Raw genomic sequence first — 22,274 nt, forward strand, 5'->3', positions numbered from 1 at the left:
CAGCTGCGTTTTGCGCCTGGCATCCCATCCCAAAAAGACGCTTGCGCGGCCCCAAATAACTGACGGATAAGTTCAATGAGCAAAAACAGCAAGATCGAAACCGTGCCCGTGGACTTCGAGCCCGAGTTCATCGAAGGCGTCCGTGAAATCTTCGAAGAGAAGATCGTCTTCAACAAGGTGCTGGGCCTGAAGATCACGGAGATCAAGCCCCAGTGGTGCAAGGGCCGCATCCTCATGCGACCGGAGCTGGTGGGCCACTACGCCTACAACCGGCTGCACGGCGGCGTCAACAGCGCTGTGCTGGATGGCATGGGCGGGCTGGCGTCGATGGCGGCCATTGGTGCGCGCCACATGGATGAGGCGCCGGCCCAGCGCATGCTGCGCTTCGCCAAACTCGGCACCATCGATCTGCGCATCGACTACCTGCGGCCCGGCATCGGCGAGTATTTCGATGTCTACGCCGAGGTGCTGCGCCTGGGCTCGCGGGTGTGCTCCACCCGAATGGAAATGCGCGGGCCAGACGGCAAGCTGCTGTCCACCGGCAGCGGCGCTTACATCGTGTCCTGAGATACCCCTAGCGCCTGCGCCTGCTCGGGGGTGTAGCCCAGCGCCGTCAGCACTTCCACGTTGTGTTCGCCCAGCTTGGGCGGCGACAGCCGCACCGGCGGGCGCTCGCCATCGAGCGTGAGCGGCAGTAACACCGCCTTGGCCGGCCGGCCGTCGGGCAGGGCGATGGGGGCCAGGCCACCGGTGGCGTTGAGGTGCGGATCGTCGAACAAATCATGCGGCTGGGTGATGGGTGCAAAGGGCAGGGCATTGGCCTCGAACACGGCCCCCAGTTCGGCAGCGCTGTGGCTGGCCAGGCGCTGGCGCAGCTCGGGCAACATCCATTCACGGGCGCGCACGCGGTCGTTGTTCCTGCGCAGGCGCTCGTCGGCCAACAGATCGGCAAATCCGAAGGCCTCACAAAAGGTTTTCCAGGCGCTGTCGCTGACCACGGCCAGAAAAATCTGCTCGCCGTCCTTGACTTGGAACACGTCGTACACCGCCCAGGCCGAGATGCGCGCCGGCATGGGCGCAGCCGCCTTGCCGGTGACGGCAAACTGCATCATGTGCTGGGCCACGAGGAAGACGTTGTTCTCGAACAGCGCGCTTTGCACCTCCTGGCCCTGGCCGGTTTTCTCGCGCTGCGCCAGCGCAGCCATGGCGCCGATGGCGCCGAACATGCCGCCCATGATGTCGTTGACGCTGGTGCCCGCGCGCAGTGGGTCGCCGGGGCGCCCGGTCATGTAGGCCAGGCCGCCCATCATCTGTACCACCTCGTCCAGTGCGGTGCGGTGTTCGTAGGGGCCGGGCAGAAAGCCTTTGTGGCTGACGTAAATCAGGCGGGGGTTCAGGGTTTTCAGGCTGGCGTAATCCAGCCCCAGTTTCTGCATGGTGCCGGGTTTGAAGTTCTCGCTCACCACGTCGGCGGTGGCGATGAGCTTGAGGGCCGCTTCCTTGCCTTCGGGCGTCAACAGGTCCAGCGCCACGCTCTTCTTGTTGCGGTTGAACATAGGGAAAAAGCCCGCGCCCGATCCGATGAGCTTGCGGGTGGCGTCGCCCTCGCGGCCATGGCCCACGGGTTCGACCTTGATGACATCGGCGCCCAGGTCGGCCAGCAGCATGCCGCAGGTGGGGCCCATGACCATGTGCGTGAATTCGACGACGCGTATGCCCGCGTATGGCAGGGTTTGGGGCGTGTCAGACATGTTGGCTCCATCCGTGGGGCAGCCCGGCTTCGGGCGTCATGCCGTAGATCGGCTCGCCGGGCAGGCCGGCACGCAGGGGCTCGCGCGCCGCGATCAGGCGGGCGATGTCCACGCCGGTGCGCACACCCATGGCCTCGAACATGAAGACCAGGTCCTCGGTGACCACGTTGCCGGATGCGCCGGGCGCGTAGGGGCAGCCGCCCAGACCGCCGAGCGAGCTGTCGAAGGTGCGCACACCCACATCAAAGGCGGCGAGGCAGTTGGCCAGGCCCAGGCCGCGTGTGTTGTGCATGTGGGCCGCGCCGGCGCGCTCACCGATCTCGGCAAACACGCGCTGGAACAGGCGCCGCACCTGGGCCGGGTTGGCCATGCCGGTGGTGTCGGACAGGCCGATCTCGTCCACGCCACAGGCCGCCAGCGCGGCGGCCAGGCGCACCACGCCGTCTTCGGGCACTTCACCTTGCAAGGTGCAGCCAAACGCGGTGGAGATGCCAACCTCGATGTGCACGCCGGGCGCGGTGTTGTTGCGCAGCGCCACCACGGCGCGCACTTCGTCCACCATCTGTGCGGTGGTCTTGCGCACGTTGGCCAGGGAGTGAGCTTCGCTGGCCGACACGGGCAGCGTGACCTTGTGAACACCGGCCGCTAGGGCCGCCTGTGCGCCACGCAGGTTGGGCGCCAATGCCATCACCGTCCAACCCGGTTTGGTCAGCGCATGGGCCACCACCTCTGCCGCATCGGCCATTTGTGGCAGCAAGCGCGCGGGCACAAAGGAGCAGACCTCGATCTCGCGCAGGCCGGCGTCGTGCAAGGCGTCTATCCAGGCGAACTTGTGTGGGGTGGGCATGGTGGCCTGCACGCTTTGCAGGCCGTCGCGGGGGCCAACTTCGCTGATCAGCACGTCGGGTCTCAAGGGGGCGGGTGTCATGAGGGCAGGTGGAACATCGGCGGGGCGGGACCGCCGATGGTACCCAGGTGCGGCGGCGCGGGGCCGTCAGGCCGACGCGGGTAGCAGCTTTTCGATGGCCGCGATGTCCACCTCATCGACCTGGGCCGGCAACATGAAACGCAAGGCGAAATCGCGCCAGACGCCGCTGTGCAGGAAGTAGCGGAACAGTTCGGTGTCCAGGTGCTGGTCCTTGCACATGAAGGCCATGATCTTGAGGGATTCCGAGAGTGATTTGGGCGCTTTGTAGGGGCGGTCGGCGGCGGTCAGGGCTTCGAAGATATCGGCCAGGGCCATGATGCGGTCGGCGGTGCCCAGCTGTTCGGCCGACAGGCGCCGAGGGTAGCCCTTGCCGTCCATTTTTTCGTGGTGCGATGCGGCGATGTCGGGCACCTGCGCCAGCGGCCTTGGCCAGGGCAGGCCCTTGAGCATGATGTAGGTCTGGACGATGTGGTCGTTGATCTTGAAGCGGTCTTCGTCGGTCAGCGTGCCGCGCCGGATGACGAGGTTGTGGAGCTCGCCCATGTTCTGTTTGTGGGGCGGCAGCACCATGTCGAAGCCGTAGTGGTTGTCCGGATGGCCTTTTTCCACCGGGGGGCGGTCGTTGGTCCAGGGCACCAGGTGTTCGGGCCGGTCGGCCAGCAAGGCTTCGGCCACCGGCAAGGTCGGCGCCTGTGGTTCGGCGGCCTGCACACGCTTGAGCTCTTCGCTGGACAGGCCCAGGCGGTTGTCAAAGTGGCGTTGCCAGGTTTGGCGGGCGATGGTGTGCAGGCGTTCGATGGCGGCATCGGCCATGAACTCGCCGCCCACGTTGCATTGGGCGACAAAGGCAAAGTCGTCTTGCAGCTGGGCGTGGCGGGCGTCGCGTTCGGTTTCTGACGCTGGTGTGTCTGCCCCGCCGGCCACACGCTGCAGGTGGGCGATCTCGGCGTCGCGCCACAGCACCTCAAAGCGCAGCCGCAGTTCGTGAATGCGGTTGTAGATCACCTCCAGCTTGGTGGCCTTGTCGACGATGTGCTCCGGGCTGGTGACCTTGCCGCAGTCGTGCAGCCACGCGGCCAGGTAGAAGGCGTAGCGCTCGTCTTCCGTCATGGCGAAGCTGGCGTAGGGGCCGTCGCGGTCGGCGTGCATGCGGTCGGCCAGCATGGTGGCCAATTGGGGCACCCGTTCGCAGTGGCCACCGGTGTAGGGGCTCTTGGCGTCGATGGCGTCGGCCATGAGTCGGATGACCGCATCCAGCAGGTTTTTCTGCGCGTCGATGAGCTGGCGCGTTTCGATGGACACGGCCAGCATGCCCGACAGGCGTTTGGCGAAAGCGATGAAGGCCTCGTCCGCGTGTTCGTCGTCGCCCTGGTGGTTGAGCACCAGCAGCCCTTGCAGTTGCCCGGTGCGCCCACGCAGTTCCAGCTCCATCTGGTGCACGTCCTCGTCCACCCGGCGGATGCCGGCACGCACCGTGCGCTGGGCGTCAAAAGCGAAGCGCCCCACCAGCGAAACGGGCAACTGCCCTTCGGCGGCGGCCCGGGTCATGTGGCCTGCGCTTTCGTTCCAGAGGTAGACGGCCGCGCCGTCACAGCGGGTGGCGGCCAGAAACTGTTGCAGCACCGCGCCCAGCATGCGCTCCACGTGAGGTTCGGTGGCCATGGTTTCGCTGATGCGCAAAAACGTCTCGATGGTGCGGCCCATGCCGTCCATGGCGGTTGACAGCTGGTTGACTTCGCGCACCCAGCTCGGTTCTGTTTGGGCCGGCCGGGCAAAGTCGAAGCGGCCAATGCGGTGCGCCCGCCATGACAACCGGTCCAGGCTGTGGCCAATGCCTGCGCCCGCCCACCAGCCCAGAGGCAGCAACAGCAACACAACGGCGATGATGAGCGCAATCACCTGCAGGCGCCGGCGTTCGAGTTCGCCCATCAGTTCGCTGCTGGGCATGGCCACGAGCAGGCGCATGCCTGGGCTGCGCCAGACGTCAAAGTCCATGCTCACCCCCAGCCACTCCTGGCCCTGCACCTGGTACAGGGCCGTGGGGCTGTCCGCACTCAACAAGTCGTTGAGCGGCGACAGGCTGGGTTCGTCCAGCTCTTGCAGGGTTTTGAAATCGAAGCTGCTGTCGCCGCGTTTGAGCACCCGGGCCATGTCGGGGTAGGCCAGCACTTCGTTCTGGGCATTCACCAGGGCCAACTGGGTGCGCGGCGTCACCCGCAGGTCGCTCAGGCTGCTGGCCAGGTCGTCCAGCACCACGTCGATGCCGATCACGGCGCCGCCGTCGCGGCTGCGTTGGCTCAGGGTGATGCCCACCTGCTGGGTGGTGAAAAACACATAGGGCAACGAGAGTTCGGGCGCGCCGGAGTGGGCCACCGCCTGGTACCAGGGCCGGGTGCGTGGGTCGAAGTGGTAGTCGGGCTGGGGACGGCGTTCGATGTTTTTGCCATTGGCGGTGAAAAAGTGGTAGTCGCCCCGGTGGCTGCCATCGGGCTGCCGCGTGACCGACTGGACCAGGAAGTTGGCCATGGGCGGGGCGTCGAACCGGCGCCGCACCTCGGGCCGGTCCAGTGGGCGTGCCAGCACGAAGTCACCGTTGTCGTAGCCCACGTAGATGGCCGACACCAGTTCGTTGACCGCCAGCTCTTCGGACAACACGTAGATGCGTTGCAGCCGCTCTTCCAGCGTTGTGGCGGTGGCGATGGGGTCAAAACCCAGCTGGCGCACCGTGGCCTGTGCGGGTTCCAGCATGCGCCGGGCCTGTTCGGTGACCAGCTTGCCGGCATCGCGCGCGGTGTGTGTGGCTGTGGCAATCGCGTTCTGGCGCGACCCGTAGCTGCCCAGCGCCAGCACCGCCACGGCCAGCACCAGCATGGCCACCACCACCACCGAAGCGATGGAAAACCGGATGGGCCAGCCGGGGAGCGGTGGCAGAGCAGGTGTTTTCGCGCTGTTGGGGCCCGTGGTCATGTGCGGGTGGCGTGTGGTGACGGTAGCCCTGCTTATAACTGTTAATTAATGTTCACATTGTGCTGCCAGCTTCTGGGTGTGGCGCGGGCGCCGCAGTGGTGGGCGCGAGGTCCAGGCCACCCCGTGCCACGTACTCGGCCAGCAGGTCGAGGAAGGCGCGCACCGAGGGCACCAGACCGCGCCGCGAGGGGAACACCGCGTGAAAAATGCCGGGCGGTGTGGACCAGCCGGGAAGGATCTGCCGCAAATGGCCCTGGCGCAAATCGTCGCGGCAGAGGTAGTCGGGCAGCATGCCCACGCCGGTGCCCATGCGCACCGCGTACTGCAGGCTTAGCAGATCGTCGGCCACCACACGCGGGCGGTGGTTGAAAGGCCGTGCCTGCCCATCGGGCCCCACCAGCGTCCAGCTGGCCAAGCCGTCGTGGGCCGACATGCTCACCGTGTCCATGGCCTGCAGTGCGTCCAGGCTGTCGGGTGTGCCCTGGCGGGCCAGTTGGGCGGGGCTGGCCACCATCACGGTTTGTGACAGCGCCAGCCGCTTGACCACCAGGCTGCCGCTGTCGTCCAGCGTCTGGCGCACCCGCAAGGCCACGTCCACGCCTTCTTCCACCAAGTCCACCACGCGGTTGCTCACCCGCATGTCCACCCGCACCTTGGGGTAGCGCTTCAGGTACAGCGGCAGCAACGGCCCCACGGTGGTTTGCGCCAGCGTGACCGGGCAGGCGATGCGCAGCAGCCCGCTGGGTTCGCTCAAGGCCAGGGCCACCACGTTATCGGCGGCCTGGGCGTTTTCGCGCAGGGCCACGCAGTGGCGGTGCAGTTGCTCGCCCACGGCGGTGAGCGAGAGCTTGCGGGTGGTGCGTTGCAGCAGGCGCACGCCCAGCCGGTTTTCCAGATCGGCCACCCGCCGCGACAGTTTGGACTTTGGAACACCCAGGCTGCGCCCGGCCGCCGCAAACCCACCGTGCTCCACCACTTCGGCGAAATAAATCAGGTCGTTCAGGTCTTGCATGGTGTTTATTGTCCTATTTATAGAACGATAAGTTCTCATTTTGCCAACTTATCAAACATTGTTCTATAGGGAATACTTCATCCATCGCCGCACCACGCGGTATCCACCCAAGGACAAGACCATGAAACTGCTTCACATCGACGCCAGCGTGCTCGGCGCCCATTCCGTCTCGCGCCAACTCACCGCCCAGATCGTTGACCAGTGGGTGGCCACCCACCCGGGTACTCAGGTCGAGCACCTGGACCTGGCCAGCAGCGCCCCCAGCCACCTGTCGGCCGACTCGCTGGGCTTTCGCCTGCCGGTGGACGCGGCCGAACTGAGCGAGGTGCAACGCGCTGAAAACGTGGTGTCCGAGCGCCTGGTGTCGCAGTTCCTGGCCGCCGACGTGGTGGTGGTGGGCGCACCGCTCTACAACTTCTCCATCCCCAGCCAGCTCAAGGCCTGGATCGACCGCGTGGCGCAGGTGGGCCGCACCTTCAAGTACACCGAAAAGGGCCCACAAGGCCTGGCCGGCGGCAAGACGGTGATCGTGGCCTCCAGCCGGGGCGGTGTGTACTCCACCAGCGAAGGCGGCCGTGCCCTGGAGCACCAGGAAAGCTACCTGAGCACGGTGTTCGGCTTCTTTGGCATCACCGACGTGCGTTTTGTGCGTGCTGAAGGTGTGGCCATGGGCGATGCGGCTAAGGCGCAGGCGCTGGCCAGTGCCGGCGCCGACATCATCCGGGCCGTGTCCGCCGGCCGCAGCGGGGCTGAGGCCGACACGGCGGTCGCCACCGCCTGACAGCCACACACCCGACCGCCCGGTCGGGTGCTCAACCGTCCGCCCAGATCACTGTCTGTCCGGCCGCTTCCCACGCGGGGTAGTGGCGCGCGTACAGGTCTTCGATGCGGTTGCGCTTGACCTTGAAGGTGGGCGTGATCACGTCGTTGTCCACCGTCCACGGGGTGGTGACCACCACAATGCACTGCAACTGTTCGTGGGGATCGAGGGCGGCGTTGATGTGTTGGAGGTGCTGCGCCAGCGAAGTTTCCAGCACCGCGCGCAGGCTGGCTTGGCGGCAGGTGGCCACGGCCTCCGCATTGAGCATCACGATGCCCAGCGGCTGGCCCAGGTTGGCCCCGGTCACCACACAGGCTTCCACCGCCTCGTGCATCACCAGCCGGTCTTCAATCGGCGCCGGCGCCACGTATTTGCCTTTGCCGGTTTTGAACAGGTCTTTCACCCGGCCGGTGATGCGCAGGTTGCCTTTGCCATCGATCTGGCCCTTGTCGCCGGTGTGCAGCCAGCCATCGGCCGTGAAGGCGCCTCGGCTTTGTTCGGGTTCCTTGTAGTAGCCCAGCATCAAGGCCGGGCTGCGCATCTGGATTTCACCGTTCTGGGGGTCGATGCGGTGGTCCACCCCCTCATAGGTGGGTCCCACCGTGCCTTGCTGGTTTTTGCCCGGCACGGTGATGTGCGAGACCGCCAGGTTTTCGGTCATGCCATAACCTTCGTTGATGTGCAGGCCCAGGTGGCTGTACCACTGCAGCAGCTCCATCGGCATGGGCGCTGCGCCCCCAGCCGCAAAGCGGCATTGGTCCAGGCCCAAGGCCTTCTTCACCTTTTTGCGCACCAGCCCACCGATGAGAGGGATGCCCAGCAACCGCTGCAGCTTGGCCGGCGGCATTTTGTGGTGAATGCCTTGCTGGAATTTCACCCACAGGCGCGGTACCGAGAAGAAGATGGTGGGCCGGGCACGTTGCAGGTCGGCGGCAAAGGTGTCCAGCGATTCGGCGAAGTACAGGTTCATGCCGGTTTGCAGCCAGCCGTGTTCGACCAGCACCCGTTCGACCACATGCGCCAGCGGCAGGTAGGACAACATGCGGTCGTCGGCCGACATGGGCACCCGTTGGAGGCCGCTGGTGATGGCCCACGCGAAGTTGCCAAAGCTGTGCATCACCCCTTTGGGTTTGCCGGTGGTGCCCGAGGTGTAGATCAACGTGGCCAGCTCGTCGCTGGGGCGGGTGGGCCGGCCGGCCAGTGGTGCGGTGCGGCCCACAATCGCGTCCCAGCCGTCGTACGCGGCCACGGCATCGGCGGGCGACAGCGGGTAGCTGAAACAGGGCAGGCCCGCTGGCACGCCCGGCTTCATGCCCGCCCAGCCATCCAGTTTGCCGATGAAGCAGGCCTTGGCCTCGCTGTGGGTCAGGATCTGGTGAACCGTGTCAGCCGCCAGCGTGGGGTAAAGCGGCACCGACACGTAACCGGCCATCCAGATCGCCAGGTCGCTCATCAGCCACCAGGCGCAGTTTTTGGACAGGATGGCCACCTTGGAGCCCGGCGCCCAGCCCTGCGCCTGCAGGTGCGCGGCCATGCGCCGCGTTTGGTCGGCCACCTGGCCCCAGGTCCAGGTCTGGGTGTTGCCGTCGCCCATGGGCTGGGTCAGGGTGATGCGCGATGGGTCGGCCTGCTCCCAGTGGTACAGCCGCTGCAGGGCAAGCAGGTCGGGCGAGACGGATGGCATGGGGCGTCCTGTGGGTTGTGGTTGCGGGATGCGGGCACCTGAGCGAGACGCTACCTTGGGGGACGGGTTTCGTGCAGTGGGTTTTCCCTGTCACCCCAGGCGTTGAACATGCGCCGGCGGTGTGCTGGCGCTCAGCAGCGCGGCGGCGTCATCACGCCAGCACACGAGTGCGGCGTAAAAGCCCTCCCACACACAGCCGTTGCAGCCACGGCCACAGCAGGTGTCGGGTTCGGGCGGGGGCGGGCGGTGTGTGGCCCCGGCCTCCCCCAGCAGGCGCGAGACGTGGGCCACCAAAGCCTGTGCGGTGGGCAGGTCCTGGGGAAACAAGCTGCGCCAGGCTATGGGCGTGAAGCGCGGCTGCAGTCGGCCGCCCCACTGGCCTTCTTCGGCAAACATGGTAGCGGGCCGCACCCACAGGCCGTGCGCGCCGTACAAGGCGCGGTACAGCGTCATGCCTAGCAGCGTTTCACTGCAGCGCACGGTGTCCAGCACCTCGTACCAGCCACCCTTGTGGTGGCGGTACAGGCCGGGTGGCGTGCTGTTCAGTGGGGCAAGGTCTTGGTCGGTCGTCATGGGGGCATTGTCCAATGCCCTGAGGTCGCCCCCACCCGGCCGCGTCACCGTTGTGGCACTTTGAAGCGCGCGCGGGCGGCTGCCGCCTCGATCTTGCCCCTGTGGCGCACGATTCCCGGGTCCTGCAGCAGGCGCTCGACATCGGCCAGGCCGAAGTGGGCCAGTTGTTCGAAGTCGAAGCCCACGAAGGCGCGGCGAAAGTGCTCGCGCTTGGCCAGGATGGTGCGCCAACTCAAACCCGACTGAAATCCCTCCAGGCACAGCTTCTCGAACAGGCGGCGGTCGTCGGCCACTGGAAAACCCCATTCGTGGTCGTGGTAGGGCAGGAACTCGGGCGCCGAGGCGCACCAGCGGCAGCGCGGGCGGCCATCGGGACCGGGAAGGGTGGTGTTCATTGGGCGATGTTACGGGGGCAGGTACCCGGGCTTCAAGCCAAGGTTGGGTGCGGCAGCTCGGGAGGTGGCGGTTTTCGCCGCGCCAGCCCCTTACGCCAAGCGGCCCGCCACGCCGGCAGGGTGAGGACCGGGTCTTTGCCCAGCCCCCGCACCACACAGCCGCCAGCCGCGCCCGTGGCCGCGATGTCCGCCAGCTGCCCGGGTTCGAGCACACCGCCTATGCCCACCACCGGCGCGGGGGCCATGTGGGCCCACCACGCCAGGTTGTCCAGACCTTGTGGGTGCCACGGCATGTTTTTGGTGGTGGTGGGCCAGATGGGACCGCAGGCAATCAGGTCGGGCGCCAGGGCGGCGGCGCGGCACAGCTCCCACAGGCTGTGCGAGCTGAGGCCGAGTTCGACGCCTCGGTCGCGCGCGGCCTGCAGGGTGGCGTGGTCGGCTGGCGTGAGGGTCAGCAGGTCTTCCTGGCCCAGGTGCAGGGCGCGGGCGCCGGCCCGCAGCGCGGTGTGCCAGTGGTCGTTGACGACCAGGGTGACGCCGGCCGCGTCGGCCGCGCGCTGGCTGCGAACGATGGCATCGTGCAGTTGTTGGCTCCAGCGGGTGTCGTCGATGTGGGTCGGGCGTTTCATCCGCAGTTGCAACGTGTCCACCGTGGGTCGCACACGCAGCACCGCCTCGGCGCGTTCGGCGCTGTTGACGATGGCGTAGAGGCCCGGGTCGCGGCCTCGGCGCGTTGCACGCCACGCGACCGGCTGATAGCCCAGCGAGAGGCGGGGCAGCAGTGTGGGGTCGGTGCCGAAGCCGGCACGTGCCACCACCGGCCCGGCACCGCTGCCCACGGCGCGTGCGTGGCGCAGGGCGTGGGTGGTGGCCATCTTGGCGAGGACGGCGGCGTCGGCCGCCACCCAGCCCAGCGCCAGGGCGGCGGCCAGGGCGCTGGCGAAGGTGCAGCCGGTGCCGTGGTGGTGGGGCGTGTCCACCCGGGGCAGGGCCAGCCAGCCGCGCGCGTGGGGCGTGTCCAGCCAGTCATGTGAGAGTGTGCGCGAGAGCGCCGGGGTGGCGGCGTCACCGCCGGTGATGCAGACCGCCTGGGCGCCGAGCGCGCGCAGGGCGCCGGCCTGGGCCGGCACATCCTGATCTGCCGTGCCCAGCAGGGCCTGGGCTTCGCGCTGGTTGGGGGTGATGACGGTGGAGCGGGGCAACAGCTCGTTGCGGTAGGCGGCCAGCAGTTCGGCATCGGCGAAGGCCGCGCCGGTGCTGGCGCGCAGCACCGGGTCCACCACCAGGGCCAGCGGGCCACGCTCGCGCAGCCGGTCCACCCAGCGGGCCAGCACGCGTGCGTTGGCGGCGCTGCCGAGCAGGCCGGTCTTGATGGCGCGCGGGGGCAGGTCGTCGGCCAGGGCGGCCAGTTGCGCGTCGAGCAGTTCGGGCGGCGTGGTGTGGATGTGGGTGACGGCCACGGTGTTCTGCGCCGTCACGGCGGCCACCACCGGGCACAGGTGCACACCCAAGGCGTCGGCGGTGCGCTGGTCGGCCGAAAGGCCGGCACCGCCGCCGCTGTCGGTGCCGGCCACGCTCCAGATCACGGGGGGCTGGTTCATGGGGTCATCCGATCAGAAAGGGGTGGCCCTGCACCGGGGTGGAGGCAACGGCCATGTCTTGTGGCGCCATCACGCCGGCCTCGAAGGCGGCGCGGCCGGCGGCGATGGCCTGGCCGAAGGCGCGCGCCATGCGCACCGGGTCCACCGCCTGGCTGACGGCGGAGTTGAGCAGCACGGCGTCAAAGCCCAGTTCCATGGCGGCGGCGGCATGCGAGGGCGCGCCGATGCCGGCGTCCACCACCAGTGGCACGCCGGGCAGGCGCGCGCGCAGGGTGCGCAGCGCGAAGGGGTTGAGCAGGCCCTGGCCCGAGCCGATGGGCGCGCCCCAGGGCATGAGCAGCTCGCACCCGGCGTCGAGCAGTCGGCGGCAGGTGACGAGGTCGTCGGTGCAGTAGGGAAACACGGCAAAGCCTTCGCGCACCAGCTCGGCGGCGGCCTCCACCGTGCCCCAGGGGTCGGGCTGCAGGGTGTGTTCGTCGCCCACGACCTCCAGCTTGATCCAGTGCGTGCCGTACAGCTCGCGCGCCATGTGGGCCAGGGTGATGGCCTCGCGTGCGCTGCGGCAGCCGGCCGTGTTGGGCAGCAGCCGGACACCGCTGGCCAGGATGCCGGCGATGAAGCCATTGTCGCCGGCCCCGGCCAAGCTGCGCTTGAGGCCCACGGTGACGACCTGCGTGCCCGAGGCCACGATGGCTTCGCCCAGCACCTGGGGCGAGGGGTAGCCGGCGCTGCCGAGCAGAAAGCGGCTGCCGAGTTCGACGCCGTAGGGCGTCCAGTTGGAATGGGTCATGCGCGTCAACCTCCGACGATGGCTTGAAAGGTGAGGACCTGGTCGCCCGCTTGCAGTGGATGGTGCTCACGGCGTTCGCGCGGCACGAAATGGCCGTTGACGGCGGTGGCGAGTGCGGCCCCGTCCAGGCCTTGCTGGCGCAGCAGTTCGGCCAGCGTGAGGCCGTTCTGGCAAGGCAGGAGTTGGTCGTTGAAGTGCAGGGTGTCAGACATGCTTGAGATCTCCCAGGGCGGCGAGTGCGTCCTCCACCAGCGCCGGCGCCAGCAACCAACCGTGGCGGAACAGGCCGTTGATGCGCAGCAGGCCGGGCGCTGTGTGGGTGTGGGGTTCGTTGTTGGGCAGGGCGGGGCGCAGGTTGTTTTCCATGTGCACGATGCGGGCCTCGGCCAGCTCGGGCAACACGCTGTGGGCGGCGGCCATCAGCTCCACCGCGCTGCGCAGGCTCACGGGCGAGCGGTCCTCGCTCTCAATCTCGCTGGCGCCCACCACGAAGAGGTTGCCGGGGCGCGGCACGATGTAGACGCGGTGGCGCGGGTGCAGCAGGCGCAGCGGGCGCAGCAAGCGCAGGCCGGGCGCGTGCAGCCAGAGCAGCTCGCCGCGCACGCCGCGCAGGGGCAGCGCCGGCCGGGCGCCGAGGCCGCGCACGTCGATGGCGAGATCGAAACGGCTGGGCGTGCCGTTGTCCGTGTGCAAGGCACCGGGCCCTACGGTTTGAACCCGCTGGCTCCAGCGCCAGTCCACGCCGGGCGCGTGGGTGGCCAAGGCGTGCAGCATGTCGCGGGCCATCACCTGGCCTTCGTCGGGCAGCAGCCAGCCGTGCAGGTCGCGTGCGAGCGCGGGTTCCAACGCTGCCAGGGCGTCGCGGTCCAGCGGCTGCGGCGCGGGCAGGTCGGGCGCAGCCTGCAAGCGGGCCAACACCCGGCGCGCCGCTCCCAGGTCGGCACCATGCGCCAGCAGCAGGCTACCGTGCTGCGCGAACAGTGGTGCCCCACAACCTTGCTTGCGCAGCGCCTGTGCGATGTCGCGCCACAGTGCCAGCGAGCGCCAGCCCAGGCGCGCGATGGCCGGGCCGGCGCTGTCCAGCTCGGCCAGCGGGCTGAGCATGCCGGCGGCGGTGAAGCCGGCGGCGTGTGGGGTGGTGTCGGCCAGTTGCCCGGTGGCCGGCGCCTGGGGGCCGGGCGCCGGGTCAAACACCGTGACCGCGTGCCCGGCGTGGCCCAGCCGCCAGGCCAGCAGCCGTCCGAGCACGCCGGCCCCGGCAATGCCTATGCGGGCCACGGCGTCAGGCCTTCTTCGTGGTCAGTGCGTCCAGCGGCACGTAGAACTCGCCGCCGGTGGCCTTGAACTCGGCGCTTTTCTGCGCCATGCCACGGGCGAGGGCCTCGCCCTCGCTCACGCCCTGGTTCGCTGCGTAATCCCGCACGTCCTGCGTGATCTTCATGCTGCAGAACTTGGGGCCACACATGGAGCAGAAGTGCGCCTCCTTGCTGCTGTCCTTGGGCAGTGTTTCGTCGTGGTAGGCCTCGGCGGTCTGCGGGTCCAGGCCCAGGGCGAACTGGTCGCGCCAGCGAAACTCGAAGCGCGCCTTGCTCATGGCGTCATCGCGCGCGCGGGCCCCCGGGTGGCCCTTGGCGATGTCGGCGGCGTGGGCGGCGATCTTGTAGGCGATGATGCCCTGCTTCACATCGTCACGGTCGGGCAGGCCCAGGTGTTCCTTGGGCGTGACGTAGCACAACATGGCCGTGCCCATCCAGCCGATCATGGCGGCGCCGATGGCGCTGGCGATGTGGTCGTAGCCCGGCGCGATGTCCATGGTCAGCGGGCCCAGGGTGTAGAAGGGCGCCTCGTGGCAGTGCTTGAGCTGCTCTTCCATGTTGGCCTGGATCAGGTGCATGGGCACGTGGCCCGGGCCTTCGATCATGGTCTGCACGTCGTGTTGCCAGGCGATCCGTGTCAGCTCGCCCAGGGTGCGCAGCTCGGCGAACTGGGCCTCGTCGTTGGCGTCGGCGGCGCTGCCGGGGCGCAGGCCATCGCCCAGCGAGAAGCTCACGTCGTAGGCCTTCATGATCTCGCAGATCTCTTCGAAGTGGGTGTAGAGGAAGTTCTCCTTGTGGTGGGTGATGCACCACTTGGCCAGGATGGAGCCGCCGCGCGAAACGATGCCGGTGCGCCGCTTGGCCGTCATGGGGATTTGGGCCAAGCGCACGCCGGCGTGGATGGTGAAGTAGTCCACACCCTGCTCGGCCTGCTCGATCAGGGTGTCACGGAAGATGGCCCAGCTCAGGTCCTCGGCCACGCCGCCCACTTTTTCCAGCGCCTGGTAGATGGGCACGGTGCCGATGGGCACGGGCGAGTTGCGCACGATCCAGTCCCGCGTGGTGTGGATGTTCTTGCCGGTGGACAGGTCCATGACCGTGTCGCCGCCCCAGCGGATGGACCACACCAGTTTTTCCACCTCTTCCTCGATGGAGGAGGTGACGGCCGAGTTGCCGATGTTGGCGTTGATCTTCACGCCGAAGTTGCGCCCGATGACCATGGGCTCCAGCTCGGGGTGGTTGATGTTGGCCGGGATCACCGCACGGCCGCGCGCCACCTCGTCGCGCACGAACTCGGGCGTGATGATGTCGGGGATGCGCGCGCCCAGCGGGTTGCCTTTCAGACGCGCCTCGCGCTCGGCGTCGCCCAGGTAGGCGCGCATCCACTCGCGCTTGCCGTTCTCGCGGATGGCGATGAACTCCATTTCGGGCGTGACGATGCCTTGGCGCGCGTAGTGCATCTGCGTGACGTTGCCGCCGGGCTTGGCGCGCAGCGGCGTGCGTTGCAGCGCGGCGGCCTCGGCGCGCAGGGCTTCGATGCGGGTGTCCGCCATATCTTCGCCGTTCGGGCCGTGTTTGCCGCCGTCGTCCAGCGCCACCCGGCTGCGGCCGGTGTAGGCCTCGGTGTCGCCGCGCGCAGCCACCCATTCGCTGCGCACCGGTTTCAGGCCTTGGCGGATGTTGATGTGGGCGGTCGGGTCGGTGTAGGGTCCCGAGGTGTCGTAGACCGTGACGGTCTCGCCATTGGTCAACGCGATTTCGCGCATGGGCACGTGCACGCCGTCTTGCGTGCCAGGCACATGGACCTTGCGGGACTGGGGGAAGGGTTTGCGGGTGAGCGAAAGCAGTTGCTGCAGCTTGTCGGGGGCGTTCATCGAGGCAGTCTCCAAAGTGGTTGGAAAAATGCCCCGCCTCGACGCCGGTGGTGCAGGCGCGCATGCCCGCCACACAGGGACGGACGCACGCGCCAACGGCGCTGCAGCTCTTCTTACGCTGGTACTAACCAGATCAAGTTCGCGGTTCCGGCGGTCAAGTCCGCCATCTCAGCACGCCATACGTGCACCCCGGAGCGGGTGGAAGTGTACTTGGGAATCCGAGGGGCGGTGGTTGAGCGGAGATGGGCGTGGCGGGCTGCTCGTCAGTTGGCGGCTTCAGGCTAATTCTGTTGAAAAACACTGATTTTTGAGTTGTCTGGCCCGTGACTTGCATGCGGTTTCTCCTTTACGGAGGTGCAAACCATGATGGGTCACACGGCGAACCAGGATCAGCTCTTCTATGCCTTCAACTTGGAAGAGCACATCCCATCCGACCATTTGCTGAGGGGCATCAACCAGTTCCTCGACCTCAGCACTTTGCGCGAACATCTTGCGCCGTTCTACAGCCACACAGGACGGCCATCCATCGATCCCGAACTGATGATCCGAATGCTGGTCATTGGGTATTGCTTCGGCATCCGCTCCGAGCGCAGACTCTGCGAGGAGGTGCATCTGAATCTGGCCTATCGGTGGTTCTGCCGGCTCGGACTGGAAGACAAAATCCCCAATCACTCCACCTTCTCAAAGAACCGCCACGGCCGGTTCCGCGAGAGCGAAGCCTTCCGTCATGTGTTTGAAGTCGTTCTGGGTCGATGCATGACCGAGGGACTGGTTCGTGGTGAAGGCTTCGCCGTGGATGCCAGCGTCATCAAGGCCGATGCCAATCGGGCCAACGTGACAACGCCTGAAGATCCCAAGGATTGGCCGGAGGCGACAAGCCAAGTCCTGCGGTACGCGAGTACCTTGCAGCGCTGGAAGATACCAATCCGGTCTCAAGCGATACGGTCCCCATAGCCAACCCCAGAACAGTTTCTCTTTCGGACCCACAAGCCAGATACACCGCAGCGCCAGGTGGCCCCGCCTTCTTTGCCTACTCCACCAACTATCTCATCGATCTGGAGGCGGGGATCATCGTGGATGTCGAAGCCACGCAGGCGCATCGCACGCTGGAGGTGGAAGCCACCAAGGCCATGGTGCAACGTGTGCAAGACCGATTCGGTATCAAACCCAGTCGACTGGTGGGCGATACCGCTTATGGCACAGCGCCGATGCTTGATTGGATGGTCAACGACAAAGGGATTGCACCGCACGTCAGGGTCTGGGACAGAACCCAGCGCAAGGACGAGACCCTGTCGAGCAGCGAGTTTCTTTGGAATGAGACCGCCAATGAGTACCGTTGCCCGGAAGGTAAGCCGTTGAAGTCGAACTGGCGGCGGTTCAAGAATCCACGCGACCATGTGACACAGGCGGACACCATCGTGTATCGGGCCAGCTCGCTTGACTGCAGCAATTGCTCGCGCAAACTGGAGTGCTGTCCCAATACCCCGCATCGCAAGATCGCTCGCAGTATCTATGAGGGTGCTCGTGACGTTGCTCGACAGATTGCACAAACAGATGAGTTCAAGCAATCGAGCAAACAGCGCAAGAAGGTTGAGATGCTCTTCGCCCATCTCAAGCGCATCCTCAAGCTCGACCGACTGCGGCTGCGCGGCTTGGCAGGTGCGCGCGACGAGTTCATCTTGGCGGCCACGGCGCAGAACCTGCGAAGAATGGCCAAGTGGTTGCCACTTGCACCGGGCATGCAGGCGGCGATAGCGAGGTAAAGGGGATCAAGTGGAGGGATAGTCGCCAAAAGCGTGCGACCCAACAAACAAAATCATCCTCACTGACAGAAAACGGCGACCCGACCGGGGCGTCGAAACGAGTTTTTCAACAAAATTGGCTGACTGGAGTCATTCACGTTCGACGGGCTGAGCAACTGCTTCGGTCATGACCAGCCAATCGACGAACGACTCGTCAGTGGTGTATGGCACGAGCCTGCCCAAAACCCCTGCCATACTTAATCTGGTGTGGTTGATTTTCTTATCCGTTGGATTCGCCTGACCCCCTTTTTGCGACAGCCCTGCATGCCTACCACTCTCACGCCGTCCACAAAACTGCTGCAACTGCTGCCCGAGGCGGTGATGCAAACCGATGCGCTGTGGGAGATCACTTACCTGAATCCGGCGTGGACCACGCTCACCGGCCATTCGGTGGAAGCAGCGCTCGGCAGGTCTCTGCTTGAATTTGTGCATCCCGGCGACATTGGCACCATGCGCTCGGGCATGCCGGTATTTCGGTTGCGATTTGCCGACGCGGACTATCGCTGGGTGCGTCTGAACCTCTACCCGGAGACGGATGCGGCGCAGCGGGTGATCAGCCGCCAGGGTGTCCTGATCGAGATCACCGAGGTCACCGAGCAGGTGCTGGTGGAGATTCGCCAGCGCTTTTTGCGCTTACTGGAAACCATTGATGGCGTCGTTTGGGAGGCTGAAATCGGCGTGGGCAATACTTTCCTGAGCCCGCAGGTCGAACGGTTGTTCGGCTACTCCGTGGAGGAGTGGCGGTCTGACCCGGGCTTTTGGCGGGCGCATGTGCACCCCGATGATCTGGCACAGGCCCTGCTTATCGATGATGCCGCCTACAACGCCACGCACAGCTATGCCTACGAGATGAGCTATCGGCTGATTGCAAAATCCGGCAAGGTCGTGTGGGTGCGCGATCTGTGCCGCGCAGTGGTCGAGCCGGGGCGACCGAACCGCATGATCGGCCTGATGATCGACGTCACCCAGCAGAAGAACGCCGAACTCGAGTTGTTGCGCTCTGAAAACCGCTATTCGCTGGCGACGCGCGGATCCAATGACGGCATCTGGTACTGGGACTTGCGAACGGACGCCCTGCATGTGTCCGGGCGCTTTCACCAGATCGTCGGGCTGGGCAGCGGCGATCATGTTCACGACGGTGGCTGGAGCTTTCTGGAGCAGCTCATCGATCCCGAAGATCGGGTGCGTGTGCAGGCGGCCTACCGCAGGCACCTGTCGGGGAACTGCCCGAACTTTTCGGTGGATTTCCGCGCGTTCCACGCCGCTGGACGACTGGTGTGGGTCAATTGGCGCGGGCTCGCCGAGTTTGAAGACGGCGTTGCGGTGCGCATGGCGGGCTCGTTGAGCGATCTGGCTGACCGTGGCAGTTCCTACGATGCGCTGACCAGTTTGCCCGGCCGGCCCTTGTTCCGCGATCGCCTCGCGAATCTCATGGCGCTCCACCAGAACGACGCTGCGAACGGTGATGGTGTGCCCACACGCGATGACGCCACCATGTTCGCCGTGCTGCTGCTGGATCTCAACGGGTTCAAGGCCGTCAATGACAACTACGGGCACCATGTGGGCGACCGGCTGTTGCAGCAGGTGGCGCGGCGGCTCGAATCCTGCGTGCGGGCGGTTGATCTGGTCGCCCGCATGAGTGGCGACGAGTTCAATGTGCTGTTGGAGTCCATTGATCCCGCAGAAGCCAGCAACCGCGCCCAACAGATCGCTGCCGCCCTCGCAGCGCCTTACGTGGTCGGCGAACACACCGTGATCAGTGGCGCGAGTATTGGACTGGTCAGCAGTGCATCCAGGCTGGCGACGGTGGACGACTACCTGCGTGCCGCAGACACCGCCATGTACCAGGCCAAAAGCCAGTCATTGGGCGTGTGCGTGTTTCAACCTGCCTGTCGCTCCAGCGCCTGAATGTCAGTTCATGGTGCCGAGAGCGATCCGACGGCGCCTATCTGACGACCGGCAGCAACCGCTGCGTAGCCGTCCCTGGCAGCTCGTGCCCGTACTCGTCAATCAAGCTGCCAGCGTTGGCGATGTCGCCGGCCGCGCGCCAAACGGTCACTGTCGTGCAGGCGTGGCCGTTCCGTGCGGTCGGCTCAGCGCGGGCCTTCTGGTTCCGCCAACTTCACCAGTGTCCACAACACGCGGTTGGCCGGTGTGGGCACGCCCAGCGCCGCGCCACGTCGCATCACATAGCCATTGAGGTGGTCGATTTCGGTGGGCTTGCCACGCATCAGGTCTTGCGCCGTCGATGAGTGTTGCGTCGGCATGGTTTCGGCGATGCGGCGCACCGCCAGGTCCACGTCGCCGGGCAGGGTCACGCCATCGGCGGCGGCCACGGCGCGGCATTCGGCCACCACATCGGCCATCACGTCGCGCACGCCGGGGCGCTCCACCAGCGGGCCGTAGGGCAGCTTGCCCAGGGCGCACAGCGCGTTGTATGCACAGTTGAGGATGAGCTTGACCCAGAGCGAGCCGCGCACGTTGTCGCTGATCTCGGTGGGCACGCCGGCAGCCATGAGCGCCTGCGCCAGGCGCGCGCTGCCGGCTGAGGGTTCGATCACCAGCTCACCGCGCCCGTGGTGGCGCAGGTGGCCAGGGCCGGCCATTTCGGTGGCCACGTAGACCACAGCGGCGGCCACATCCACGCCGGGCAACACGGCGCGCAGCCGTTCGGCGTTGTCCACCCCGTTTTGCAGGCACAGCACCAAGGCGCCCGCCTTGAGGTGGGGGCGCATCTGCTCGCCAGTGGCCTCTGTGTCGGGCGATTTGACGGCAAAGAGCACCACGTCGGCACCGGCCACGGCCGCCGCTTCGGTGCTCGCGGCCACCGGCACCTGTTCATCGAAGGACAAGGTCTGCATGCGCAGGCCATCGCGCTCGAACACCTGCACGTGCTGCGCGCGGCCGATCAGCGTGACGGCGTGACCGGCGCGCGCCAACATGCCGCCGTAGAAGCAGCCAACGGCACCGGCGCCGATGACGGCAACACGCAACGGGGAGGGGGTGGGGGAGGTCATGCGCGGTATTCTAGGAGCCCTGTTTCTCAAGAAGCCGAGCCCGCCACCATGCCCAGCCTTCAGACCTTGTTGATGTTTGCCACCGCGTCCCTGGCGTTGGCGGTGATTCCCGGCCCGACCATGTTGCTGGCCTTGTCCAATGGCATGAGCGGTGGCCTGCGCCGGGCCGCCTGGGGCATGGCCGGCGCCACGCTGGGCAGCGCGGTGGTCATCTCGGTCGTGGCCATTGGGCTGGGCTCGCTGATGCTGGCGTCGGCCTGGCTGTTCGAGATGGTGCGTGTGGTGGGCGTGCTCTACCTGTTGTGGTTGGCGGTGCAACTGTGGCGCAGCCCGGTGGCCGATGTGCAGGCCACGCTGGCCCATGTGCCGGGGCGTGAGGTGCAAGGCCGCGCGGCTTTCACGCGCAGCCTCACGGTGGCTTTGTCCAACCCCAAAGCCCTGCTGTTTTTTGCGGCGTTTCTCCCGCAGTTTGTCGATCCGGCGCAGGCGCTCGCGCCCCAGTACGCGTTGCTGGGCGCGTTGTTCATCGCCATCGACACCGCCGTCATGGTGGCGTACGCCCTGGCGGGGCGGCAGGCGGTGCGCTGGCTGTCCCAGGCGGGCTTGCGCTGGCTCAACTGGGGTTGTGCGGCGGGCATGGGCCTGCTGGCGCTGCTGCTGGCCAGCTATCGGCGCCACGTGGCCTGAGCGGCGCCGTTCACGCTTCCTGAAAGCGGAAGGGTGCCTGCCGGTCGCTGGCGTCCAGTTCGCGAAACTGGCGCGGTGACAGCCCGGTGGTGCGCTTGAAGACCTTGGAAAAACCGAACGCATCCTGGTAGCCCACCGCCTGTGCCACCTGTTCCAGCGTCTGGCGGGTGTCGGCGAGCAGTTGCAGGGCTTTTTGCATGCGCAGCGTGCGCAGATGGTTGAGCGGTGTGTCGCCCAGTGCGCTGCGAAAACGCTCGGCCAGCGCGGACCGCGACAGCCCCACCTGCTGGCCCAGCTCGTCCAAGGTCCAGCCGTGGGCGAGGTTGCCGTGCATGAGGCCCAGCACCTGGCGGATGGGGCGGTCGCTGATGGCGTGGTGCCAGCCGGGTGTCCCCGGGTTCTCGCGTTCGGCGATCTCGCGCAGCGCGAAGGCAAACAGCGCGTCCAGCAGGCCGTGCGTGGCCGAGGTGGCGCCCAGGCCCTCACCGCCCAGCTCGCGGTCCAGCAAACCCAGGGTCAGCGGCAATGGCGACAACTGGGGCAGGCTGTGGCCCCGCACCACAAACCAAGGTGGCAGGCTGCGCAAAAAAGGGTGCAGCGGCGGGTGCCACAGCTGGTAGGCGGCGCTGACCACCTGCGTGCCGCTGTGGCCTGGCAGCGCAGACGGCTCGGCCCCCACAAACGTGGCGATGGGCACGGTGGTGCTGTGCGAGGGTGGCTCAGCGTTCAGCGACAGGTGGTGCACACAGCCCCTCGCCATCAGCACCAGGTCACCGGCCTGCAGGGCCAAGGGTGCGTCGAGGTTGGGCGCGTGCACAAAGGCCTGACCGCGCGTGACCGCGTGAAGACCAAAGCTGCGGTCGCAGGGAAAACGCAGGGCGGCCTCGGGTTGGAGCGCATGCAGGTCGAGCAGGCGGCGCTTCAATCCAGCGACATGCAATATGTCTGAGAGTATGTCCATGACGCCATATTTTCTGGACGATCAGACATGAATGGTGGCATTTCATGCATTCAGGTTCTTGTCGATGCCGGACACACTGAGGGCTCGTTCAACCAC

The 22,274-nt window shown here is 66.7% G+C and carries 17 protein-coding genes, 3 pseudogenes and 1 riboswitch; of the genes and pseudogenes, 5 read left to right on the top strand and 15 right to left on the bottom strand.

The annotated features are described in order from the left end of the window. The first annotated feature begins 75 nt into the window (after positions 1-75). Positions 76-567 carry a thioesterase family protein gene (locus tag ACFQU0_RS03880; RefSeq protein ID WP_382198808.1) on the top strand — a complete coding sequence of 164 codons (492 nt, stop codon included), beginning with the start codon at positions 76-78 and terminating at the stop codon, positions 565-567. Here ACFQU0_RS03880 and ACFQU0_RS03885 read toward each other — a convergent pair. The 4 genes from ACFQU0_RS03885 to ACFQU0_RS03900 form a co-directional block, all read right to left on the bottom strand. After that, positions 552-1,751, bottom strand: coding sequence for a CaiB/BaiF CoA transferase family protein (locus tag ACFQU0_RS03885; protein ID WP_382198809.1), 1,200 nt, complete (start codon positions 1,749-1,751; stop codon positions 552-554). The genes ACFQU0_RS03880 and ACFQU0_RS03885 overlap by 16 nt on opposite strands. After that, positions 1,744-2,679: a hydroxymethylglutaryl-CoA lyase gene (locus tag ACFQU0_RS03890; protein ID WP_382198810.1), complete on the bottom strand. Its 936-nt coding sequence runs from the start codon at positions 2,677-2,679 to the stop codon at positions 1,744-1,746. Before ACFQU0_RS03890 ends, ACFQU0_RS03885 begins: the two co-directional genes overlap by 8 nt. A 66-nt stretch (positions 2,680-2,745) precedes the next feature. Beyond that, the gene (locus tag ACFQU0_RS03895; RefSeq protein WP_382198811.1) at positions 2,746-5,646 is read right to left on the bottom strand and encodes an HD domain-containing phosphohydrolase; all 2,901 of its coding nucleotides are present in this window, start codon (positions 5,644-5,646) and stop codon (positions 2,746-2,748) included. Positions 5,647-5,698: 52 nt separating this feature from the next. Then, positions 5,699-6,658, bottom strand: coding sequence for a LysR substrate-binding domain-containing protein (locus ACFQU0_RS03900; protein WP_382198812.1), 960 nt, complete (start codon positions 6,656-6,658; stop codon positions 5,699-5,701). Between the two features lie 121 nt (positions 6,659-6,779). On the opposite strand from ACFQU0_RS03900, the gene ACFQU0_RS03905 reads away from it, so the two are divergent. Beyond that, entirely contained in the window at positions 6,780-7,439 is a 660-nt protein-coding gene (locus tag ACFQU0_RS03905; protein WP_382198813.1) for an FMN-dependent NADH-azoreductase, read from the top strand. A 31-nt stretch (positions 7,440-7,470) separates the two neighbouring features. Here the strand turns inward: ACFQU0_RS03905 and ACFQU0_RS03910 are convergent, their stop codons facing one another. The 9 genes and pseudogenes from ACFQU0_RS03910 to thiC all read right to left on the bottom strand — a co-directional run bounded on the left by ACFQU0_RS03910 (position 7,471) and on the right by thiC (position 15,711). Further along, on the bottom strand, positions 7,471-9,162 hold the full coding sequence (locus ACFQU0_RS03910) for an AMP-binding protein (RefSeq protein WP_382198814.1): 1,692 nt from the start codon (positions 9,160-9,162) through the stop codon (positions 7,471-7,473). A 90-nt stretch (positions 9,163-9,252) separates the two neighbouring features. Further along, complete coding sequence (locus ACFQU0_RS03915; RefSeq protein ID WP_382198928.1) at positions 9,253-9,453, bottom strand: oxidoreductase-like domain-containing protein; 201 nt, start codon at positions 9,451-9,453, stop codon at positions 9,253-9,255. Positions 9,454-9,501: 48 nt separating this feature from the next. Continuing rightward, positions 9,502-9,735: pseudogene (locus ACFQU0_RS03920) on the bottom strand (DUF1653 domain-containing protein); the annotation flags it as partial. A 65-nt stretch (positions 9,736-9,800) separates the two neighbouring features. After that, a pseudogene (locus ACFQU0_RS03925) lies at positions 9,801-10,130 on the bottom strand (DNA-3-methyladenine glycosylase I); the annotation flags it as partial. Between the two features lie 32 nt (positions 10,131-10,162). Next, complete coding sequence (thiD, locus tag ACFQU0_RS03930) at positions 10,163-11,731, bottom strand: bifunctional hydroxymethylpyrimidine kinase/phosphomethylpyrimidine kinase (protein WP_382198815.1); 1,569 nt, start codon at positions 11,729-11,731, stop codon at positions 10,163-10,165. A gap of 4 nt (positions 11,732-11,735) precedes the next feature. Further along, a complete protein-coding gene (locus tag ACFQU0_RS03935) occupies positions 11,736-12,521 on the bottom strand; it encodes a thiazole synthase (protein ID WP_382198816.1) in 786 nt (261 codons plus the stop codon). A gap of 5 nt (positions 12,522-12,526) precedes the next feature. Beyond that, positions 12,527-12,733 (bottom strand): sulfur carrier protein ThiS, encoded by a 207-nt coding sequence (gene thiS, locus ACFQU0_RS03940; RefSeq protein ID WP_382198817.1) that lies wholly within the window; start codon positions 12,731-12,733, stop codon positions 12,527-12,529. Beyond that, the gene (locus ACFQU0_RS03945) at positions 12,726-13,799 is read right to left on the bottom strand and encodes an FAD-dependent oxidoreductase (RefSeq protein WP_382198818.1); all 1,074 of its coding nucleotides are present in this window, start codon (positions 13,797-13,799) and stop codon (positions 12,726-12,728) included. The genes thiS and ACFQU0_RS03945 overlap by 8 nt, the downstream gene beginning before the upstream one ends. A gap of 4 nt (positions 13,800-13,803) precedes the next feature. After that, complete coding sequence (gene thiC / locus ACFQU0_RS03950; protein WP_382198819.1) at positions 13,804-15,711, bottom strand: phosphomethylpyrimidine synthase ThiC; 1,908 nt, start codon at positions 15,709-15,711, stop codon at positions 13,804-13,806. Between the two features lie 93 nt (positions 15,712-15,804). Then, positions 15,805-15,913, bottom strand: a riboswitch (TPP riboswitch). Between the two features lie 161 nt (positions 15,914-16,074). Between thiC and ACFQU0_RS03955 the strand changes: the two are divergent. Both ACFQU0_RS03955 and ACFQU0_RS03960 read left to right on the top strand, forming a co-directional pair. Then, positions 16,075-17,474: pseudogene (locus tag ACFQU0_RS03955) on the top strand (transposase). Between the two features lie 303 nt (positions 17,475-17,777). After that, a complete protein-coding gene (locus ACFQU0_RS03960; protein ID WP_382198820.1) occupies positions 17,778-19,421 on the top strand; it encodes a PAS domain-containing protein in 1,644 nt (547 codons plus the stop codon). A 185-nt stretch (positions 19,422-19,606) separates the two neighbouring features. Here the strand turns inward: ACFQU0_RS03960 and ACFQU0_RS03965 are convergent, their stop codons facing one another. Continuing rightward, positions 19,607-20,530: a ketopantoate reductase family protein gene (locus ACFQU0_RS03965; RefSeq protein WP_382198821.1), complete on the bottom strand. Its 924-nt coding sequence runs from the start codon at positions 20,528-20,530 to the stop codon at positions 19,607-19,609. A gap of 48 nt (positions 20,531-20,578) precedes the next feature. Between ACFQU0_RS03965 and ACFQU0_RS03970 the strand changes: the two genes are divergently transcribed. Then, the gene (locus tag ACFQU0_RS03970) at positions 20,579-21,217 is read left to right on the top strand and encodes a LysE family translocator (RefSeq protein ID WP_382198822.1); all 639 of its coding nucleotides are present in this window, start codon (positions 20,579-20,581) and stop codon (positions 21,215-21,217) included. Positions 21,218-21,227: 10 nt separating this feature from the next. Here ACFQU0_RS03970 and ACFQU0_RS03975 read toward each other — a convergent pair whose 3' ends face one another. Next, positions 21,228-22,178, bottom strand: coding sequence for a helix-turn-helix transcriptional regulator (locus ACFQU0_RS03975; RefSeq protein ID WP_382198823.1), 951 nt, complete (start codon positions 22,176-22,178; stop codon positions 21,228-21,230). Between the last annotated feature and the right edge of the window lie 96 nt (positions 22,179-22,274).

It is taken from the genome of Hydrogenophaga defluvii (assembly GCF_042665235.1).
Taxonomy (GTDB): domain Bacteria; phylum Pseudomonadota; class Gammaproteobacteria; order Burkholderiales; family Burkholderiaceae_C; genus Hydrogenophaga; species Hydrogenophaga defluvii_A.

What these genes read in the sequence shown, in the direction of transcription:
- ACFQU0_RS03880 (WP_382198808.1), top strand. Translation starts at nt 76, where the DNA reads ATGAGCAAAAACAGCAAGATCGAAACCGTGCCCGTGGACTTCGAGCCC.
- ACFQU0_RS03885 (WP_382198809.1), bottom strand. Translation starts at nt 1,751, where the DNA reads ATGTCTGACACGCCCCAAACCCTGCCATACGCGGGCATACGCGTCGTC.
- ACFQU0_RS03890 (WP_382198810.1), bottom strand. Translation starts at nt 2,679, where the DNA reads ATGACACCCGCCCCCTTGAGACCCGACGTGCTGATCAGCGAAGTTGGC.
- ACFQU0_RS03895 (WP_382198811.1), bottom strand. Translation starts at nt 5,646, where the DNA reads ATGACCACGGGCCCCAACAGCGCGAAAACACCTGCTCTGCCACCGCTC.
- ACFQU0_RS03900 (WP_382198812.1), bottom strand. Translation starts at nt 6,658, where the DNA reads ATGCAAGACCTGAACGACCTGATTTATTTCGCCGAAGTGGTGGAGCAC.
- ACFQU0_RS03905 (WP_382198813.1), top strand. Translation starts at nt 6,780, where the DNA reads ATGAAACTGCTTCACATCGACGCCAGCGTGCTCGGCGCCCATTCCGTC.
- ACFQU0_RS03910 (WP_382198814.1), bottom strand. Translation starts at nt 9,162, where the DNA reads ATGCCATCCGTCTCGCCCGACCTGCTTGCCCTGCAGCGGCTGTACCAC.
- thiD (WP_382198815.1), bottom strand. Translation starts at nt 11,731, where the DNA reads ATGAACCAGCCCCCCGTGATCTGGAGCGTGGCCGGCACCGACAGCGGC.
- ACFQU0_RS03935 (WP_382198816.1), bottom strand. Translation starts at nt 12,521, where the DNA reads ATGACCCATTCCAACTGGACGCCCTACGGCGTCGAACTCGGCAGCCGC.
- thiS (WP_382198817.1), bottom strand. Translation starts at nt 12,733, where the DNA reads ATGTCTGACACCCTGCACTTCAACGACCAACTCCTGCCTTGCCAGAAC.
- thiC (WP_382198819.1), bottom strand. Translation starts at nt 15,711, where the DNA reads ATGAACGCCCCCGACAAGCTGCAGCAACTGCTTTCGCTCACCCGCAAA.
- ACFQU0_RS03960 (WP_382198820.1), top strand. Translation starts at nt 17,778, where the DNA reads ATGCCTACCACTCTCACGCCGTCCACAAAACTGCTGCAACTGCTGCCC.
- ACFQU0_RS03965 (WP_382198821.1), bottom strand. Translation starts at nt 20,530, where the DNA reads ATGACCTCCCCCACCCCCTCCCCGTTGCGTGTTGCCGTCATCGGCGCC.
- ACFQU0_RS03970 (WP_382198822.1), top strand. Translation starts at nt 20,579, where the DNA reads ATGCCCAGCCTTCAGACCTTGTTGATGTTTGCCACCGCGTCCCTGGCG.
- ACFQU0_RS03975 (WP_382198823.1), bottom strand. Translation starts at nt 22,178, where the DNA reads ATGGACATACTCTCAGACATATTGCATGTCGCTGGATTGAAGCGCCGC.